Annotated in this window: 23 protein-coding genes; 16 read left to right on the forward strand and 7 right to left on the reverse strand. The window is 27.6% G+C overall.

Translation table 11 applies throughout. From position 1 onward, the window contains the following. The first annotated feature begins 7 nt into the window (after positions 1-7). Positions 8-700: a Ni/Fe-hydrogenase, b-type cytochrome subunit gene (cybH, locus tag L8X38_RS03725; RefSeq protein ID WP_133318933.1), complete on the forward strand. Its 693-nt coding sequence runs from the start codon at positions 8-10 to the stop codon at positions 698-700. Further along, a complete protein-coding gene (locus L8X38_RS03730) occupies positions 697-1,230 on the forward strand; it encodes a HyaD/HybD family hydrogenase maturation endopeptidase (protein ID WP_133318932.1) in 534 nt (177 codons plus the stop codon). The genes cybH and L8X38_RS03730 overlap by 4 nt, the downstream gene beginning before the upstream one ends. A 22-nt stretch (positions 1,231-1,252) precedes the next feature. Here the strand turns inward: L8X38_RS03730 and L8X38_RS03735 are convergent, their stop codons facing one another. Then, positions 1,253-1,675 (reverse strand): PepSY-like domain-containing protein, encoded by a 423-nt coding sequence (locus L8X38_RS03735; RefSeq protein WP_133318931.1) that lies wholly within the window; start codon positions 1,673-1,675, stop codon positions 1,253-1,255. Between the two features lie 126 nt (positions 1,676-1,801). Between L8X38_RS03735 and gltX the strand changes: the two genes are divergently transcribed. Genes gltX through L8X38_RS03750 form a run of 3 tightly spaced genes read left to right on the forward strand, consistent with a single transcriptional unit; the run spans position 1,802 to position 5,024 of the window. Beyond that, positions 1,802-3,097, forward strand: a complete 1,296-nt coding sequence (gene gltX / locus L8X38_RS03740; protein ID WP_220566246.1) for a glutamate--tRNA ligase — start codon at positions 1,802-1,804, stop codon at positions 3,095-3,097. A gap of 1 nt (position 3,098) precedes the next feature. After that, positions 3,099-3,386: a YggT family protein gene (locus tag L8X38_RS03745; RefSeq protein WP_012661430.1), complete on the forward strand. Its 288-nt coding sequence runs from the start codon at positions 3,099-3,101 to the stop codon at positions 3,384-3,386. Continuing rightward, positions 3,387-5,024: a lytic transglycosylase domain-containing protein gene (locus L8X38_RS03750; RefSeq protein ID WP_133318929.1), complete on the forward strand. Its 1,638-nt coding sequence runs from the start codon at positions 3,387-3,389 to the stop codon at positions 5,022-5,024. It abuts the gene before it with no gap. Here the strand turns inward: L8X38_RS03750 and L8X38_RS03755 are convergent. Beyond that, positions 4,912-5,406: a hypothetical protein gene (locus tag L8X38_RS03755; protein WP_263661337.1), complete on the reverse strand. Its 495-nt coding sequence runs from the start codon at positions 5,404-5,406 to the stop codon at positions 4,912-4,914. The genes L8X38_RS03750 and L8X38_RS03755 overlap by 113 nt on opposite strands. A gap of 87 nt (positions 5,407-5,493) precedes the next feature. Here L8X38_RS03755 and mobB point away from each other — a divergent pair, with 87 nt between their 5' ends. The 6 genes from mobB to L8X38_RS03785 all read left to right on the forward strand — a co-directional run bounded on the left by mobB (position 5,494) and on the right by L8X38_RS03785 (position 10,671). Beyond that, positions 5,494-5,973, forward strand: coding sequence for a molybdopterin-guanine dinucleotide biosynthesis protein B (gene mobB, locus L8X38_RS03760; RefSeq protein WP_220566249.1), 480 nt, complete (start codon positions 5,494-5,496; stop codon positions 5,971-5,973). A 9-nt stretch (positions 5,974-5,982) separates the two neighbouring features. Beyond that, positions 5,983-6,831, forward strand: a complete 849-nt coding sequence (locus tag L8X38_RS03765; RefSeq protein ID WP_133318926.1) for a class 1 fructose-bisphosphatase — start codon at positions 5,983-5,985, stop codon at positions 6,829-6,831. Beyond that, a complete protein-coding gene (locus L8X38_RS03770; RefSeq protein ID WP_263660319.1) occupies positions 6,831-7,025 on the forward strand; it encodes a hypothetical protein in 195 nt (64 codons plus the stop codon). Before L8X38_RS03765 ends, L8X38_RS03770 begins: the two co-directional genes overlap by 1 nt. Positions 7,026-7,037: 12 nt before the next feature. Next, complete coding sequence (metG, locus tag L8X38_RS03775) at positions 7,038-8,924, forward strand: methionine--tRNA ligase (RefSeq protein ID WP_263661338.1); 1,887 nt, start codon at positions 7,038-7,040, stop codon at positions 8,922-8,924. Continuing rightward, a complete protein-coding gene (locus tag L8X38_RS03780; RefSeq protein WP_263659685.1) occupies positions 8,925-9,866 on the forward strand; it encodes a hypothetical protein in 942 nt (313 codons plus the stop codon). Positions 9,867-9,927: 61 nt separating this feature from the next. Next, positions 9,928-10,671 (forward strand): substrate-binding domain-containing protein, encoded by a 744-nt coding sequence (locus tag L8X38_RS03785; protein ID WP_263661339.1) that lies wholly within the window; start codon positions 9,928-9,930, stop codon positions 10,669-10,671. A gap of 41 nt (positions 10,672-10,712) precedes the next feature. On the opposite strand, the gene L8X38_RS03790 is transcribed toward L8X38_RS03785, so the two are convergent. Continuing rightward, positions 10,713-11,285, reverse strand: coding sequence for a YceI family protein (locus L8X38_RS03790; protein ID WP_133318921.1), 573 nt, complete (start codon positions 11,283-11,285; stop codon positions 10,713-10,715). A gap of 62 nt (positions 11,286-11,347) precedes the next feature. Then, on the reverse strand, positions 11,348-12,013 hold the full coding sequence (gene queC, locus L8X38_RS03795; protein WP_133318920.1) for a 7-cyano-7-deazaguanine synthase QueC: 666 nt from the start codon (positions 12,011-12,013) through the stop codon (positions 11,348-11,350). Positions 12,014-12,066: 53 nt separating this feature from the next. On the opposite strand from queC, the gene ybeY reads away from it, so the two are divergent. Then, positions 12,067-12,477 carry an rRNA maturation RNase YbeY gene (gene ybeY / locus L8X38_RS03800; RefSeq protein WP_133318919.1) on the forward strand — a complete coding sequence of 137 codons (411 nt, stop codon included), beginning with the start codon at positions 12,067-12,069 and terminating at the stop codon, positions 12,475-12,477. A gap of 283 nt (positions 12,478-12,760) precedes the next feature. Here the strand turns inward: ybeY and L8X38_RS03805 are convergent, their stop codons facing one another. Further along, positions 12,761-13,171: a PepSY-like domain-containing protein gene (locus tag L8X38_RS03805; protein WP_133318918.1), complete on the reverse strand. Its 411-nt coding sequence runs from the start codon at positions 13,169-13,171 to the stop codon at positions 12,761-12,763. A 113-nt stretch (positions 13,172-13,284) separates the two neighbouring features. Between L8X38_RS03805 and L8X38_RS03810 the strand changes: the two genes are divergently transcribed. Together L8X38_RS03810 and L8X38_RS03815 are read left to right on the forward strand one after the other, a co-directional pair. Further along, on the forward strand, positions 13,285-13,815 hold the full coding sequence (locus L8X38_RS03810; protein WP_133318917.1) for a rhomboid family intramembrane serine protease: 531 nt from the start codon (positions 13,285-13,287) through the stop codon (positions 13,813-13,815). Further along, positions 13,812-14,303, forward strand: a complete 492-nt coding sequence (locus L8X38_RS03815; protein WP_263661340.1) for a SixA phosphatase family protein — start codon at positions 13,812-13,814, stop codon at positions 14,301-14,303. The genes L8X38_RS03810 and L8X38_RS03815 overlap by 4 nt, the downstream gene beginning before the upstream one ends. Before the next feature lie 421 nt (positions 14,304-14,724). On the opposite strand, the gene L8X38_RS03820 is transcribed toward L8X38_RS03815, so the two are convergent. Next, the gene (locus L8X38_RS03820) at positions 14,725-14,925 is read right to left on the reverse strand and encodes a molybdenum cofactor biosynthesis protein (RefSeq protein ID WP_133318915.1); all 201 of its coding nucleotides are present in this window, start codon (positions 14,923-14,925) and stop codon (positions 14,725-14,727) included. A gap of 94 nt (positions 14,926-15,019) precedes the next feature. Between L8X38_RS03820 and L8X38_RS03825 the strand changes: the two genes are divergently transcribed. After that, on the forward strand, positions 15,020-15,703 hold the full coding sequence (locus tag L8X38_RS03825) for an aspartate/glutamate racemase family protein (protein ID WP_263661341.1): 684 nt from the start codon (positions 15,020-15,022) through the stop codon (positions 15,701-15,703). Further along, on the forward strand, positions 15,703-16,770 hold the full coding sequence (locus L8X38_RS03830) for a tyrosine-type recombinase/integrase (RefSeq protein WP_263661342.1): 1,068 nt from the start codon (positions 15,703-15,705) through the stop codon (positions 16,768-16,770). Before L8X38_RS03825 ends, L8X38_RS03830 begins: the two co-directional genes overlap by 1 nt. A gap of 34 nt (positions 16,771-16,804) precedes the next feature. Here L8X38_RS03830 and L8X38_RS03835 read toward each other — a convergent pair whose 3' ends face one another. Next, positions 16,805-17,662, reverse strand: a complete 858-nt coding sequence (locus L8X38_RS03835) for a DMT family transporter (protein WP_263661343.1) — start codon at positions 17,660-17,662, stop codon at positions 16,805-16,807. Between the last annotated feature and the right edge of the window lie 74 nt (positions 17,663-17,736).

Genomic DNA, 17,736 nt, shown 5'->3' on the forward strand with positions numbered 1-17,736 from the left:
CTTTAGTATGGATTCTAAACATTCCTTAAAATCAAACAGAAAGGCTGAATACGAATTTAGTATCGGTCTTCGTTTTACACATTGGTTAAGAGCGGTTGCAATCGTGATTTTAGTGGGAACTGGATATTATATTTCTTATGTATTTCAAGCTCCTTCTATTTCATCTGAACCGACTTTATTTATGCAGGCAAAATACCGCATGGTGCACCAAATTTTTGGTTTTATCTTAATAGCTTGTGTGATTTTTAAAACATATTTGTTCTTTTTTGATTCAAAAAGTGATGGTGAGAGAAAGAGTATAAAAGATATTTTTAATGTAAAATTATGGATAGAGCAAATTAAATTTTACATTTTCCTAGGAAAGCACCCGCATTTACAAGGTGTATATAATCCTTTGCAATTTGTAACTTACCTTTTCTTTTATCTTGTTATGTTTGGGCTTATTTTGACAGGATTAATCCTTTATATGCATGTATATCATGAAGGCTTGGGTGGATTTTTATATAATATTTTAAGACCTATTGAGGTAATGTTAGGTGGATTGGCTGATGTTAGAACCTATCATAGAATTTTAATGTGGGTTGTGTTGATTTTTGTTCCAGTGCATATTTATATGGCTGTATTTAACTCAGTTAAAGGTAAAGATGGTGCTTTAGATGCTATCTTTAGCGGTTATAAATTTGTAAGAGAAAATCGTTGAAACTTCTAGTTTTAGGTATTGGTAATATTATGTTTGCAGATGAGGGCTTAGGCGTTCATCTTTGCAAACTTTTAGAAAAAAATTATAAGTTTTATCATGAAAAAGACTCAGTGAGTTTTGTAGATGGTGGAACTTTGGCTTTACAACTTAGCTATATTATAGCCGAATATGATGAAATGATTGTGATTGATTGTATTGCAGCAGATGATGCTAAGATTGGAGATATTTTTTTCTTTCCTTATGATGCAATGCCAAAAAAAGTTAATTGGAGTGGTAGTGCGCATGAGGTTGAAATGCTTCAAACTTTACAATACATGGAACTTATGGGAGATTTACCTAAAACTCAAATTTTAGCTTGCGTACCAAAGCGTATAGAGCCATTGAGTTTTGAACTTTCAAAAGAAGTCTTAAATGCTTTAGAAAAAATGGAGAAAATTTTACTTGATTTTTTAGAGAAAAAAGGCTTTACTTACAAGAGAATTGCTAATTATAATATACAAGAGCTTGCTCTAAATTCTTATAAAAGCTAAGCAAAAAAGCTTAGCTTAAATTCTAATCATCAAATTTTTGTCCCAAGAAATTTCCATTTACATCAGTATAAATTTCCATCATATTATTAAGTTTGAATTTATAACCTTGAATTTCTTTTTCAACTTTAATTATACTTGCATTTGGGTGCATTTTTTTAATCGTTGCTAAAACATTTGGACTTAAAAAAGAAGTATCAATTGGTCTGTATTTTGCATCGATTTCTTTCCAATCTCCATTGATAAAAAACTCAAGCTCAGTTCCATTGTCTAAATAAACATCAAAGCTATCAATATCTTGTTTAACTAAAGCAATATTTGAACCTGTAAAATGTTTTTGTATGAAATTTTTAGAATTTGCTGGTAAAGCATTAACTCCTACAATCATATCTTGTGCAAAAACAAAACCTGCAGTAACTAATGTTGCTAAAGCTATTTTTAATTTCATTTTTTATCCTTTATGTTGAATTATTTATGAAATCATATTGCTATTGAGTGAATTTTGTGTGAACTTAAAAGAAATAGCAAGTATTTAATTGTATAATGATAAAAAAGTTTTTTAAAAGGATAAATAATGTATAGGTTTGCACCATCGCCTACTGGAGATATGCATATTGGAAATTTAAGAGCAGCTTTATTTAATTATATTAAAGCAAGACAAGAAAATTCTGATTTTATTTTGCGTATTGAAGATACGGATAATGCTAGAAATATAGCTGGAAAAGAAGAAGAAATAAAAGCTATTTTAAAAGAATTCGGTATAACTTGGCAGCATTATTATGTGCAAAGTGAGAATTTGAAATTTCATCGTCAAATGGCTTTAAAGCTAGTAAGTGAAAAAAAAGCTTTTGCTTGTTTTTGTACTGAGGATGAATTAGCTCATAAAAAAGAACTAGCTAAAAGTAAAAATCAAGCATATAGATACGATGGTACTTGTGAAAAACTTGCAGATATTGATGTATTAAATTGTGAAAAACCTTTCGTAATCCGTCTTAAAAAACCTCAATCGCAAATGAAATTTATAGACTATATTAAAGGTGAGATTAGTTTTAATCCTGAAGATATTGATAGTTTTGTAATTATGAGGGCTGATAAAACCCCAACTTATAATTTTGCTTGTGCAGTTGATGATATGCTAGAAGGTGTTACTTGTATTATAAGGGGCGAAGATCATGTTTCAAATACTCCTAAGCAAGAACATATTAGAGCAAGTTTGGGTTATGATAAAAGCATGACTTATGCACATTTGCCTATCATTTTAAATGAAGAAGGTGTTAAAATGAGCAAAAGAGAGGCTCATTCTAGTGTAAAATGGATGCTTGATAATGGATATTTAGCAAGTGCTATTGCAAATTATTTAATACTTTTAGGTAATAAAACTCCAAAAGAGATTTTTACTTTAGAAGAAGCCATAGAATGGTTTGATTTGAAAAAAGTTTCAAAATCTCCTGCAAGATTTGATACTAAGCGTTTAATGCAAATTAACCGTGAGCATATAAAAATGCTTGATAATGATAAATTAAATTCTTTATTAAATTTAGGTAAGGATGTAGCTGAGCTTGCAAAATTTTATACTCAAGAAGCTAGCACGCTAAATGAGATAAGAGAAAAAATACAAGCAATTTTTGCAGTTAAAAATTATAATGAATTTGAAAAAGAATGTAAGTTGATTAAAGAAGTTTTAAAAGATTTAGATCTACCTCAAGAATATGATGAGTTTAAAAAGATTTTGATGGAAAAAACAAATTTAAAAGGTAAAAATTTCTTTATGCCTTTGCGTTTGGTATTAACAGGAGTTACTCACGGACCTGAAATGAGTGAAATTTATACTCTAATCAAGCCTTTTGTTAAAGAAATTATAAAGGAGTAAAATGGGAGTTGGAACAAGTTTAATTGTATCTTTGGTGCAAATTTTTTCTTTAGTTATTGAAATTTATGTATGGATTATAATCATTGCCGCATTGATTTCTTGGGTAAGGCCTGATCCATATAATCCTATAGTGCAAATTTTATATCGTTTAACTAATCCTGCTTATGCTTTTGTAAGAAGGTTTATTCCTACTACTATAGGGAGTATTGATTTAGCACCTTTGATTATTATTTTAGGATTAAAATTTATCCAAATATTTTTATCAAATTTAATTTTAGGAAGTTTATAAGTGTTGAAAAAAAGTGTAGTGTTACTTTTAGCTGGAGTGGTTTTTGCAAATAGTGCAATGTATTCTTATAAAGAATTAGAGCAAAGACCAAATTCTTTAGCTAAGGATTATTATTTATATCGTTTATTAGAAAAAAATGAATTTAAAAAAGAAGAAGTTGAAGGTTTAAAAGAACATATTTATCGTTATGCAGGGCGTATTAAAAATGCCATTGAAGCTATTATTCCACCTTTGGGGTATAATAAAGAATATGAAGCTTGTTATAAATTTAATACACAAAATATCTTAGATGCTAATGCTACTTGTCAGCTTATAAGATTAAATAGTTTAACTTTTATACAAGATCTTAATGCTTCAGTGCGTAATGAGATGAAAAAAAATATCCCACAGGATAATCCAAATTTAACAAAACTTTTAGAAGCTTTTGATGCTAAAGATCCTCTAAGTTATGCGGTTTTAAATTATGATAGTGCTAATTTTTATAAAATCTATAATTTCTTAAAAGATAAAAAAGATTTTTTCTTAGAAAAAGATTTTGTAAATGAATTAGCTAAAGAAAAAGAATTTACAAATTTTGTAAAAGAAATTATCATTAAGAAAAAAAGTCCATTGATAAGAAAATCTCTAGTTAATGTAGATGCAAATTTAACTTTTCAAGATAATGCTTTTTATCTAGGTGTAAATGCTATTTTAGAAAATGACGATAAAAAAGCATTGGAATTTTTTCAAGTAGCAAAAGATACTTTTAAAAGCAAACCTTTAGTAGATAATGCAAATTTTTGGCTATATTTGATCACTCAAGATAAAAAGTACATTGATGAGCTTGCTCAAAGTGATTCTTTAAATATTTATAGTCTTTATGCAAGAGAGTTAAAAGGCTTGCCTTTACCTAAAATAGAAGAATTAAAGCCAAAAAAACAAAAAAATGATTTTGATATGAAAGATCCTTTTGCTTGGCAAAAGCTCGCAAAAGAAATTGCAAAAGGCACTCCTAATGAGCTAGAAAAACTTGCAAAAGATTTTTATACCAAGGAAAATATCGCTATTTATGCCTATATTAAAGAAAGGGCCGAAGGTTTTAAAAAACATTATTTTATTATGCCTTATTTTGAATATTTAAAAGATTATTCTACGCAAAGAAAAGCTATGATTTTAGCTTTAGCTAGACAAGAAAGTCGTTTTATACCAACAGCCATTTCAACTTCTTATGCTTTGGGTATTATGCAATTTATTCCATTTTTAGCTAATCATATAGGCAATAAAGAACTGCAAATTCCAAATTTTGATCAAGATATGCTTTTTGAACCAAAAACAGCTTATACTTTTGCAAATCATCATTTAGATTATTTAGAATCTAAACTTAATTCCCCGGTTTTTGTGGCTTATGCTTATAATGGAGGTATAGGATTTACCACTAGAATGCTCAAAAGAGAAGATATGTTTAGAGCGGGAAAATATGAGCCATTTTTATCAATGGAGCTTGTTCCTTATGCAGAAAGCAGGGTATATGCTAAGAAAGTTTTAGCTAATTATGTTGTTTATTTGCATCTTCTGAACGATAATACACCGATTTCGAAATTTTTTGAAACTTTAGCTCAAAACACTGATTCTCAAAACACAAATCAAGTTTTAAAATAGGTTTTTGCACTAATTCATTAAGAGTGATTTTATAATAACTTGCATAATCACTCTTAATGATATATTTAAATAATTCATCATTTTGATCTAAGGTTTTTATGTTAGTTTTTTCTCCATCTATGAGTATTGAAATTTGCTCTTGTTTGATGTTGATATTTGGCAAAAAACTAAGTACAAAAACTTCTTTTTGACTTTTTTCATCTAATACAGGGTTTAAATAGCTCAATAAAGCAACTACTCTATTATCTTTATAATTAAAATTAATTTTTTGTGCATACATTAGAGTTTGACTTTTTAAATTAATTTCACTTTGCTCTTGGGTTTTATTAGAGCATGCGGTAAAAATAAGTGTTAAAAAAATAATCATATAAACTTTTTTCATATTTTTGTTCCTAATTTTTTTATAATTATAAGCTTTTAACTTTTAAAAAGATATAATTTCATTTATTTTATTTGATTTAAGGAAGTTATGAAAAGATTAGCAATGGCTTTTAGCGGGCCTTCCAATTCAGGTAAAACGACTTTGATTACTCAAGTTGCTAAGTATTTTATGGAACAAAATTATAAAGTATGCATTATAAAACATGATCCAAAGGATAAAGCAAGCTTTGATATAGCAAAAAAAGATAGTTTTAAATTTTTTCAAAGTGGTGCTGATGTAATGGTTTTAAGTCCTACAAGGACAACTTTATTTACACATTCTCCAAGTACTTTAGATGAAGCTATTTCTAAACTAGGAGAATTTGATTTTTTATTTATAGAGGGCTTAAAAACCTTAGATATGCCAAGAATTAGCGTTTTTTGTAAAGAAGTAGATGAGAGCTATTTTGCTTATTCTAAGGCTATTGCAAGCTATGAGAAAATTGAAAATAAAAATTTAACTTGGCTTTATTTGGATGATTTGGAAAGTATTTGTGATTTTATATTAAAAAATTCAAAAAAAGTATAGAGGTAAAATATGCAAGAATTAATTGACGATATACAAAAAGCAGTGATTGAAATTTCAAAAGAACTTAGATATTTAAAAGATTTTGATTATACCACTTCTCAAAATGCCACAGGAGATAATCAATTAAAACTTGATGTGAAAAGCGATGAGATTATCACTAGAATTTTAAAGCAAAGCAAAGGTTTAAAAAGCTTAATTAGCGAGGAAAAACAAGAGCAATTGCTAATCAATGAAAATGAAAAATATGTTGTTGCTTATGATCCTTTAGATGGTTCTTCTTTAGTAGATGTGAATTTTGCTATAGGTTCTATTTTTGCTATTTATGAGCAAAAGGCTAGTGCAAAAAATCTAAAAGCAGCAATTTATGCTATTTATGGCGTGCGTTTAGAGCTTATAGTGTGTATAGACACTCCTAAGCTTTATAGATTAAATGAAAAAGATGAATTTGTTTTTGTTAAGGATTTAAAATTAAATGAAAAAGGCAAATTAAATGCAAGCGGTGGGACACAAAAAAATTGGTCAAATACTCATAGAGCTTTTATAAAAGCTTTATTTGATGAGGGTTATCGCTTGAGATATTCTGGTGCTATGGTGAGTGATTTGCACCAAATTTTACTCAAAGGTGGAGGGTTGTTTTCATATCCCGCAACAAGCGATGCACCAAATGGAAAATTAAGAGCATATTTTGAGGTGTTTCCTTTTGCTTTTATTTTTGAAAAAGCAGGAGGATTTTCTACCAATGGAGAAAATGATTCTTTACTTGATTTAGAATTTGAAAAAATTCATGCAAGTACGCCATGCTTTTTGGGTTCTAAATATGAAATTGAAAAACTAAAACAAGCTTATAAAGGTTTTTAATGGCTGAAGTTAAAGATGAATTTGAGTTGGCTTTAGAAGTTAAAAAAAATGAACTTCAAGCTTGTCAAAACGAAAAAAAATTAAAATCTTGTTTACCTTGCTCTATGATTTTTGAGTGCTCTTTAAGAAAAGAGTATATAGAAGCAGTTTATAAGAGTATGTCTAAAGGTAAAGAAGGTGGATTTGATTTTTAATAAAGGTTGAAAATGCGTTATATTACTACCCCGATATATTATGTAAATGATGTGGCTCATATTGGTCATGCTTACACTACGATTATAGCAGATACTTTGGCTAGATTTTATCGCTTACAAGGAGAAAAAACATTCTTTTTAACAGGCACAGATGAACATGGTCAAAAAATAGAGCAAGCTGCTAGCGTTAGAAATTTTACTTCTAAAGAATATGCAGATGAAATTAGTGCTAAGTTTAAAAAACTTTGGGATGAGTTTGAGATTTCTTATGATTATTTCATTAGAACTACGGATGAAAATCACAAATTAAGCGTTCAAAAAGCATTTAAAAAAATGTATGATAAAGGTGATATTTACAAAGGCACTTATGAAGGCTTTTATTGTGTTTCTTGTGAGAGTTATTTTACTCAAACTCAACTTATAAATGAGTGTCATTGTCCAGATTGTGGTAAGAAAACACAGCTTTTAAAAGAAGAAAGTTATTTTTTCAAGCTTTCTAAATATCAAGATCAAATTCTTAAATGGTACAAAGAAAAAGAGCCGATTTTACCCAAAAATAAGGCTAATGAGTTGATTTATTTTGTAGAAGGTGGCTTAAAAGATCTTTCCATTACAAGAACGAGTTTTGAATGGGGTATAAAGCTTCCAAAAGAACTAAATGATGAAAAACATGTGGTGTATGTTTGGCTTGATGCTTTGATGAATTATGTGAGTGCTTTGGGCTATGGACTTGATGATGAAAATATGGATCTTTGGCCTGCTCATATACACTTTGTAGGCAAAGATATTTTGCGTTTTCATGCAGTGTATTGGCCTGCGTTTTTGATGAGTTTAGAACTTCCTTTACCTAAATTTATAGCAGCACATGGTTGGTGGACTAAAGATGGTGAAAAAATGAGCAAATCTAAAGGCAATGTTGTAGCGCCTAAAGAAGTAGCAGATACTTTTGGTTTAGAGGCTTTTAGATATTTTTTACTCAGAGAAGTTCCTTTTGGTAATGATGGAGATTTTTCGCAAAAAGCATTAATCACTAGAATCAATGCAGAATTAAGCAATGAGCTTGGAAATTTATTAAATAGAATTATCGGTATGAGTGCTAAGTATTCTCAAAATATTATTGAGTGTAAAGATGTGAATTTGTATTTTAATCAAGAATTAAATGAATGCAAAGAGTATTTAGATAATGCAATCAATGCTTTGAAAAATATCCAGCCAAATCGCTATTTAGAGGAACTTTTCAAGGCTTTATCTTTAGCAAATTTAAGTATTAGTAAATATGAGCCTTGGAATTTGATTAAAAATAATCAAACGCAAAAAGCTAATGCTTTAGTGGCTTTATGTGCTAATATTTTAACAAAAGCAACTATTTTACTTTCAGCTGCTATGCCAAAGACAGCATTAAAAATTGCAAAGGCTTTAAATTTTGAAATATCAAACGAAAATTATCAAAAACTAATTTTAAATAATCAATTATGTGATTTAAAATCAAGTGCATGTGAAGCTTTGTTTCCAAAAGTTGAATTAACCCAAGAAAACAAAAAAGAAGAAAAATTAGAAGAGAAGCCAAATTTAGCTCAAATTAAAATAGATGATTTTAAAAAAATCGAAATCAAAGTAGCATTAGTAAAAGATTGTCAGAATATAGAAGGCAGTGAAAAGCTTTTAAAATTTCAACTTGAACTTGAAAATGGCGAACTAAGACAAGTGCTTTCAGGTATTGCTAAATTTTATAAAGCTAGTGAGTTAATAGGCAAGCAAGTTTGCGTAATTACAAATCTAAAAAAAGCTAAAATTTTTGGTCATGAAAGCCAAGGTATGATTTTAAGTGCTCAAAAAGATGAAAAATTAGTTTTGATAAGCCCGCAAGGTTTTATCGAAAATGGAGCTTTAATAGGCTAGATGAATATTTCTAACTTTATCGAACTTATTAATGCTCGAGTTTTAAATTATGGAGCAACTTCTAGTGTTTATGATTTTAGTATAGATTTAAACAAAGTCAAACAAGCAAGTGTTTTTTTTGCTAAAAATAATGAACAAGCAAGCTTTGCTATAAAACTTGGTGCTTATGTTATAGTAAGTGAGGAAAGATTAAAACTTGAAGATAAAGATGTGTTTTATCTTCAAGTTGATGATTTAGAAGCAACTATTTTTAGACTTTTTAGATTTTTAAGTGAAGAAAAATCTTATGAATTTATATATTGCAATCATGTAGAATTAAAATTTGCAAAGGCATTTAATTTTAAAGTCTTAAACTCAAATATTTTATTAGATTTTGATCTTTTGAAAAATTCAAAAGAAAAAACTTTCTTTTGCTCTGATGATGAAAAATTTATTTTAAAACTTAAATCAAATTTTCATACTTTAAAAGCATGTAAATACGAAATTTTAGGCTCTAAATCTTTATTTCAAACAAGTTTGCTTTGTAAAAATTTGTATTTTAAAGATTTAAAATTTGCATTTTTTTATGCAGATATTTTTGCTAGATTTATTGATTTTGCTGAAAAGCAAAATCTATCTTTTAATTTTAATGAAAAAAAGTTAGATCTTTTTAAGGCATATTTTTTAAACTCAAAAAATGAAATTTGTGCTTTTGGTGGAAGTTCTAGAGTAATTTTACTTGTGGAAAACGAAAAAGATTTTGAATTTATATGCCAAAAGCTCCAAGGCGTTAAAGATTTCAAAATAGCATTAAAAAATTCATTATTTTGTGATTTTTCTTATATAAATTTGAGTGAATTAAAGAATTTTTTTGATTTTAAATATTGCCTAATCAAAGAAAGCGAAGAAGAGTTTTTGGAGTATTTTTTAGCACGAGAGAAAAAAATTAGTTTATTTGATTAAAAAAATATCAACTTTAAAAAGATATATTTACGATTTTATTTTATTAATTTAAGGAAAAAATATGAAAAAATTTTTATTTTTAAGTTTATTTGCTGCAGCTGCATTAAATGCTGAAATTTTAGTTTATGGTCCAGGTGGTCCTGCTCCTGTTTTGAAAGAGCTTGCTAAGCAATTTGAAGAAAAACATGGAGAAAAAGTTATTATTAATGCAGGACCAACACCTAAATGGATAAAAAAAGCAAAAACAGATGCTGATATTATTTATTCAGGTAATACTTCTATGATGGATGGTTTTGTTAAAGCAATGCCAAAACAAATCAAAATACAAGATGTTCAGGTTTTAAATGCTAGAGGCTCGGGTATGATTGTAAGAGCAAATAATCCAAAAAAAATTAAAAAATTTGAAGATCTTTTAAAAGATGGTGTTAATGTTATGGTGGTTGATGGAGCAGGGCAAGTTGGCTTATATGAGGATATGGCTTTAAAAACAGGAAAAATTGAAAACCTAGAAAAATTAAGAAAAAACATTAAAGTATATGCTAAAAATTCAAAAGCAGCGGTTGATGAGTGGAAAAATAATCAAAAAATCGATGCTTTAATCATTTGGACACATTGGATTAAAGCAGTTGGAGAGAAAGAAAATAAATTTATTTTAGCGGATAAAAATTCAATCATTTACAGAGCGGCTGAAATAGTTCCAACGCAAAAAGGTTTAAAAAATCCAAAAGTAGCCGAATTCATCAAATTTACACAAAGTAAAGAAGCTCAAAAAATTTGGAAAAAAGAAGGTTGGGTAGCTAAATAAAAATCAAAGCATTTTACAAAAAGTAAAATGCTTTTATAATATTATTTTTCGTTGATTTCTGCTTCGATGCTAATTTGTACTTCATCGCTAAGTGTTAAGCTAGAAGTATCAGGAGCAAATTTGAAATCACTTCTTTTAATTTGTCCTTGTAGAGTAAAACCTGCTTTTTCTTTGCCACTATCTGTTTTAATAACACCGCCAATTTCAGTATCTAAAACAACATCTTTGCTTACTCCAGCAATGCTTAATGAGCCATACATTTTACCTTTTTCATTAGAGATTTTTTCATATTTACTCATAGTAAAAGTAATGTTTGGATGAGTTTTTGCTTTAAAAAAATCATCTTGTTGTAAATGCGCATCTCTTGCTTTATTTTCTGTGTTTATAGAAGCAACTTTTATATTTGCTTGAAGTTTGTTAAATTCAAATTTAGCACTATCAAAATCAATTACTGCATCATAATCTTTAAAATTTCCATTTACATTACTAATTTGTAAATGTTTGATTTTAAAAGCTACATTTGTGTGTGCTTTATCTAAACTAAATTCTTTACTCAAAGCACTACTTGCCAAAATCGAAGCAGCTAAAAATGAACCAAATAATATTTTTTTCATGTTTTCTCCTTAATGTTTAAAAAAGCAAATTATACAAACTAAAATAAAATGAAAGTAAATTTTTAAACATATTCTATAAAATCTTTTACATTAGCCTCTTTAAAGCCTTTTAGTCTTAATAAACAACTATCACATTTACCACAAGCTTTATCTCCTCTTTCATAGCAAGACCAAGTATATTCTAAGGCTACCTTTTCTTTTAGGGCTAATTCAACTATTTGTCCTTTACTTAGATGAACTAATGGGGTTTTTATTTGTACTTTGCAAGTTTTTGTTGTACCTTCATTGATAAATTCATTAGCTTTTTGTATAAATTTCGCACTACAATCAGGATAACCACTGCTATCTTCTTGTACCACTCCTATAAAAATACTTTCACAATTTTCCTTTTCAGCTATAGCACCTGCGATAGATAAAAAAATACCATTTCTAAAAGGAACATAGGTGTTTGGGACTTCTTTTTCATGTAGTTTTTCTTTGGGAATTTCTAAATTTAAATCTGTTAGTGAGTTTCCTCCAATATTTGCTATAAATGACACATCTAAAATATATTTTGTTTTTATGTTAAGTTTTTCACAAATTTTATTAAAACATTCCCTTTCTTTAAGCATGGTGCGTTGGTTATAGTCAAAATGTAAAGCAATGATCTCATATCCTTCTTTTTTAGCTAAATATGCACATAAAGTACTATCCATACCACCACTTATAATACAAAGAGCTTTTTTCATGCTTTTCCTTAATTTTGATATAATTTTGAAATTATAAAATCAAAAGGATAATAATGATTTTTTGTGAAGAAGAAATGGATATTTCTTTTCTTGAAAAAATAGCACAGAAAATGAGCGATCAAAATATAGAGCTTGTTTTGGTAAATGAAAGAGTTATGCGTGAGATTAATTTTAGTCAAAGAGGTATAGATAAAACTACAGATGTGTTATCTTTTCCTTTGATGCAAAATTGTGAAAATTTACTTGGCAGCATTGTGATAAATTTAGATGAAGTAAGTAAAAAAGCAATGGAGTATAAACACAGTAATGAAGAAGAGATGGCATTACTTTTTATACATGCTATGCTTCATTTACAAGGATATGATCATGAGGTAGATCAAGGACAAATGAGACAAAAAGAACAAGAATGGATTGAATATTTTAAACTACCAAAAAGCCTGATAGTAAGAGTGCAAGAGGAGTAAATATTTAAAAAAATTTAGCTTATGTGTGAGTTATATACCTATAATGAAAATACATTTATACTAAATATTTTAGGAAAAATTTGATATTTGTTTATCTAATTTGATAAAGAGTAGTACTAATTATGATTTTGTCCAAACAAAGTAAAAGCAATATTTAAGGTGAGAAAATCAATACGGAGCCTATGATAAAGCTCCTTATTTTAAAATTTTTATAAGTTTTGACAAGGGTTAAAGCCTTTTTTAGAAGAAAATTTAAAACTTGCTTATTTAATCTTAAACAATTTTAATCATCAAATTTTTGTCTTAAAATAGTCCCATTATCATCAATATAAAGTTTCATTTGATTATTAAGTTCTATTTTGTAATATGAAATTTTTCTTTCTATTTCAATAATCGCTGCATTTGGATAGGTATTTTTAATGGTGTTTTGTATTGCTAAAGGTAAAATAGCATAATTTAAAGATCTGAAATTTTCAGCTTCTTTAAATTCTCCATTGAGTGAAAACTCAATTTCACTTCCATCACTTAAATAAATTTCGTAAGAATATCCATCTTGTTCTACTAGACCAATCTCTGCATTAAAGTAATCTTTAATAAATTGTTTGATATTTACCGGCAAAGAATCAGGTGCTATGACTATACCAGCATTAAGAGTATTTAAACTAATCAAAAAAGCTAAAGCTAGTTTTTTCATTTTTAACCTTATTATATTTTTGACGATATTGTATCTTATTAATGTGAATTTTATGTGTAAGCTAGAATTTAAATAGCTTTTTGTTATAATTATCAAAAATACAAAGTAGGGCAATGGTAGCTTCATTTTTAATCGCTTTTAATGTTATTGTATTTATTTTTGTAAATTATCTTTATTTTGGTTCTTTAAATTTAGATACTATTTTGGGTTTAAATTTATTTTTTTTTCAAGGATTTTATTGGCAAATTTTAAGCTCAATATTTATGCATGGAAATTGGCCTCATTTGATTTTAAATATGATAGTGCTTTTTCAATTTGGCTCTATGCTTGAAAAATACTTAAAAAGTTTTAAATTTGCCCTGCTTTATTTAATCGGTGGAATTCTTTGCTCTTTGCTTAGTGCTTTTTATGTGTATTTAAGTTTTGATGGTAGTTTTGTAAATGTAGTGGGTGCAAGTGGTGCTATATGTGTTTTAATGGGGTATTATGCATATTTGGATAAAACCGCCACCAAAGGACTTATTGTGGCTATATTGTTAATGAGTTTTGTGCCTATTTTTATGGGTGTTAATATAGCTTGGTATGCACATATTTTTGGCTTTATATGTGGATATGCTTTGGGTAAATTTAAGGTTATAAGATGAAATATATCTATTTTATTCGTCATGCTAAAGCTCAAAAAGAAAATTACTATCAAGATTTACAACGAGAACTTAGTTCTAGTGGAAAAGATGATTTAAAAACTATGATTTATAGGATTAAGGATTTAGAATTTAAAGCCCAAAGCATTATCTCAAGTCCTGCTAAGCGCTGTATAAAAACAGCACAAAAACTCTGTAAAAGCTTTTCTTTAAAAGAAAAAGATATCAAGATAGAAAAAAGCTTTTATGATGGTAATTTAAAGGATGTGTTAAATTTTATAAAAGAATCAAAAGAGAGTAGGGTAGTGCTAATTATGCACAATCCTTTATTGCAAGAACTTTGTGAGTATCTAGCTCATATAGACTTAGAAAACTTTCCAACTTCTGCTATTTTATGTATGCAATTTGATATAAAAGAATTTAAAGATATAAAAGAACACAGCGGGGAAGTTGTGTTTTTTGATTATCCTAAAAGTCAAGAAAATAACTAATCTACATTTTTAAACTTCAAATTTATTTAAGCAAAAATATAAACTAAAATTTAGTTGAAATGAAAAATATACATCTTTAGTCTTTTATAGCTGCATAAAATAACTTATAATATTTTTCAAAAAATTATACTTATTTTTTTATGGATAAATTATTTTCATCCAAAAAATAAAATGCTTTAAAATACTATATTATAGGTATTTTTAAATATATTTTACTTATGTATAAACAGATAAATATAAAAGTTTGAAAATTATAGTTTTCAATACAAAATGTATATAATTTCAATATTTTACTATTTATCATATAATTTTACATATATATTAAGTTTAAGTTAAAATATTTTTATAGACTAAAAAAGTTAAAATGATGAGTAAAAAAAGAAATTAATACAAAAGTTTAACTTGTGTGGAGTTTTTGATTTTATTTGGATTTTTGAATTAATCTTGAAAGTTGTTTTGCTAAAAGTTTAGCACTATTTTCATTTTTGCTAAGTTTTTTCATATTTTCTCTAAATTCGTAAAGTCTTTTTTCTTGTGCAAAGTCATTATTTAAAGTATTATCTTGTTTTGAAATATTGTTTTGTTTTACTTGCTTTTGCGCGGTTTTTTTCTTAAAAAACATATCATCACCCTATTTTGTTTTTATAATTATAGCTTGATATTTTTTAAGTAAGATTTTTTTATAATTTTTATATTAATTTTAAAAGGAAAAAAAATTGAAAACCATAGGTTTAATAGGCGGAATGAGTTATGAAAGCACACTTAGTTATTATGAAATTATCAATAAATTAACAAATGAAAAATTAGGAAAATTACATAGTGCTAAGATAGTTTTAACTAGCGTTGATTTTGAAGAAATAGAAGAATGCCAACGGAAGAATGATTGGCAAAAAGCAAGTGAAATTTTAACCCAACATGCCCTACTTTTGCAAAAAAGTGGAGTTGATTTTATATTAATTTGCACTAATACTATGCATAAATGTTATGAAAATATACAAAAAAACATTCAAATTCCTATCTTACATATAGCTAAAGCTATGCTTTTAGAACTTCAAGAGCAAAATATTGATAAAGTGTTGTTATTAGGGACAAAATACACTATGCAAGAAGATTTTTATAAACAACTTTTAATTAATTCAAAGATTGAAGTTTTTATTCCCAAAAATGATGATATTTTAAAGCTTAATGATATTATTTTTAATGAACTTTGCAAAGGTATTATAAATGAAAAATCAAAAAGATATTTATGTGATTTGATTGCTCAATTTTCGGAGGTTCAAGGAGTGATTTTGGGTTGTACTGAACTTGGTTTGATTATAAAAGAAAGCTCTAAAAAGCTGTTTGATAGTGCATATATTCATGCAAAAATGGCTACTTTGAAAGCTTTGGAGAATGAGTGATGAAATATCCTCTAGATTGTGAAGAAAATTTTGAAAAGTCATTTTTATTTTGGCTTTGTAGATATGTGAAATTTAAACTTAATTCTTTATCAAATAAAGAATTAAAAGACCCCCAAGCTTTAGCTGTAGTAAATTTAGCCTTAAGTAAGGGTGTTAAAAATGTACAAGAGCTTGATGCTTATGTAAAAAAAGCAAGAAATGCAGGACTTAGCGGTGTAAATACATATTTTAATCCTTTGAAAAAACTTTATGAGTATTTGTTATTTTATAAGCTTTATTCACTAAAACAAATAGATGAAGAGCTTTTAGTAGAAATTTTAGCAAGTATTAGTGCTTCTTTGTCTGATGCGAGTAAGAAAAACTACCGCATAGCTGTGATTAATTTTTTTGCATTTTTAGATAAACAAAATGAAGAAGATCAAAAAGCACATATTTTTGATATCAACCTTAAAAACTGGGCGGGTATAAGTGGTTCTAAGGGAGTTAAGCTACCTGAGTATATGAGTGAAGATGAAGTGAGTAAATTTTTAGATGCTATTGATAATACAGATTTTAAAAGCAATACCATACGCAATCGCTTGATTATTAAAATCATCATTTTTACAGGAATTAGGGTTAGTGAAGCTATTAATATAAAATTAAAAGATATTAGTGAAGAAAATGATCTTTATATTATACGCATTAGAGCTAAAGGTAATAAATACCGCGTTGTGATGATTAAAAAAGAGCTTATAGAACATCTTTTAAAAGATGTAAGGGTAAATTATCTTTCTTATGATGGACTTTTATTTGTCAATCGCAATGGCAAAGCCCTAACCCAAGCTTATGTTTCGCGTATAGTAGAACAAATTTTATTTAAAGCAGGAATTCGCAAGCAAAAAAATGGAGCCCATATGCTAAGACATACTTTTGCTACTCTACTTTATAAAAAACAAAAAGATTTAGTTTTAGTCCAAGAAGCACTAGGGCATGCGAGTTTAAATACTTCAAGAATTTACACACACTTTGATAATGAAAAGCTAAAATTAGCCGCAGAAGTAGCAAAAAAACTTCACGATAGAACCTAGATAATTTTATCTAGTATTTTTTAATCACTTATTCTTAGTGTTTTTTGGCATTTAAAAACACACTAAGAATGATCAAAGCAAAAGCAAAAAGATCAATCACGCTATAAATAGTCCCTAAAAATAAAAAACTCATAAAAGCAGCAGCCACAGGTTCTATACAAGCTATCATACTAGCTTTAAAAGCCCCTATTAATTCAACTCCTTTTAAATATAAACAAAAAGCCCCTATTGTACCTATAAATACAATCGCGCTCATAGCCAAAAAGGAGTTTAAAGAAAAATCATGTTTTGGGATATTTCCTTGTAATAATACAAAAAGCAAAAAAGAAGCAAATAAACTAGCTAAACCCATGATTAAAAATAAGCCATATTTTACTATGATAAGTCTAGCACTCAAAGAATAAAATGCCACTCCAAGAGCTCCAAAAAAAGCCCAAATAACACCTCTTATATCAAGTTTTAATGTATTAATATCTCCATTTGTTATAAGTAAAAATAAGGCAAAAAGTATTAAAAACAAAGCGATTAGTTCTACTTTTTTAGGTAAAATTTTATTTTTAAAACACATAAAAAGCATTATGATTAATGGTGCATTGTATTGTATCATCGTGGCAGTTCCTGCATCGGTATAATAAATAGCTTTAAAATAACCATATTGAGTTATCAATAAACCAAAGATAGAAAAAATTAAAAGAGAGCTAAGTTCTTCTTTTTGCTTTAGTAATTTTAGTTTGAAATTTTTTACACCCAAAATTATTAAAATAACGCCGGTAAAAAGCAAACGATAAAAACTTACCCATTCAGCAGAATAATGATTTTTAAACAAATACTCAGCCAAAACCCCACTTATGGCCCAAAATATCCCACCAAGTATGACTAGAAAAACTCCCAAAAAACACCTTTAATCTTATTAATTTATATAATATTTGTAGTAAAATATTATTATATCATTATGTATATATTTTA

The organism is Campylobacter sp. CNRCH_2014_2452 (assembly GCF_025772865.1).
Taxonomy (GTDB): Bacteria; Campylobacterota; Campylobacteria; order Campylobacterales; family Campylobacteraceae; genus Campylobacter_D; species Campylobacter_D lari_D.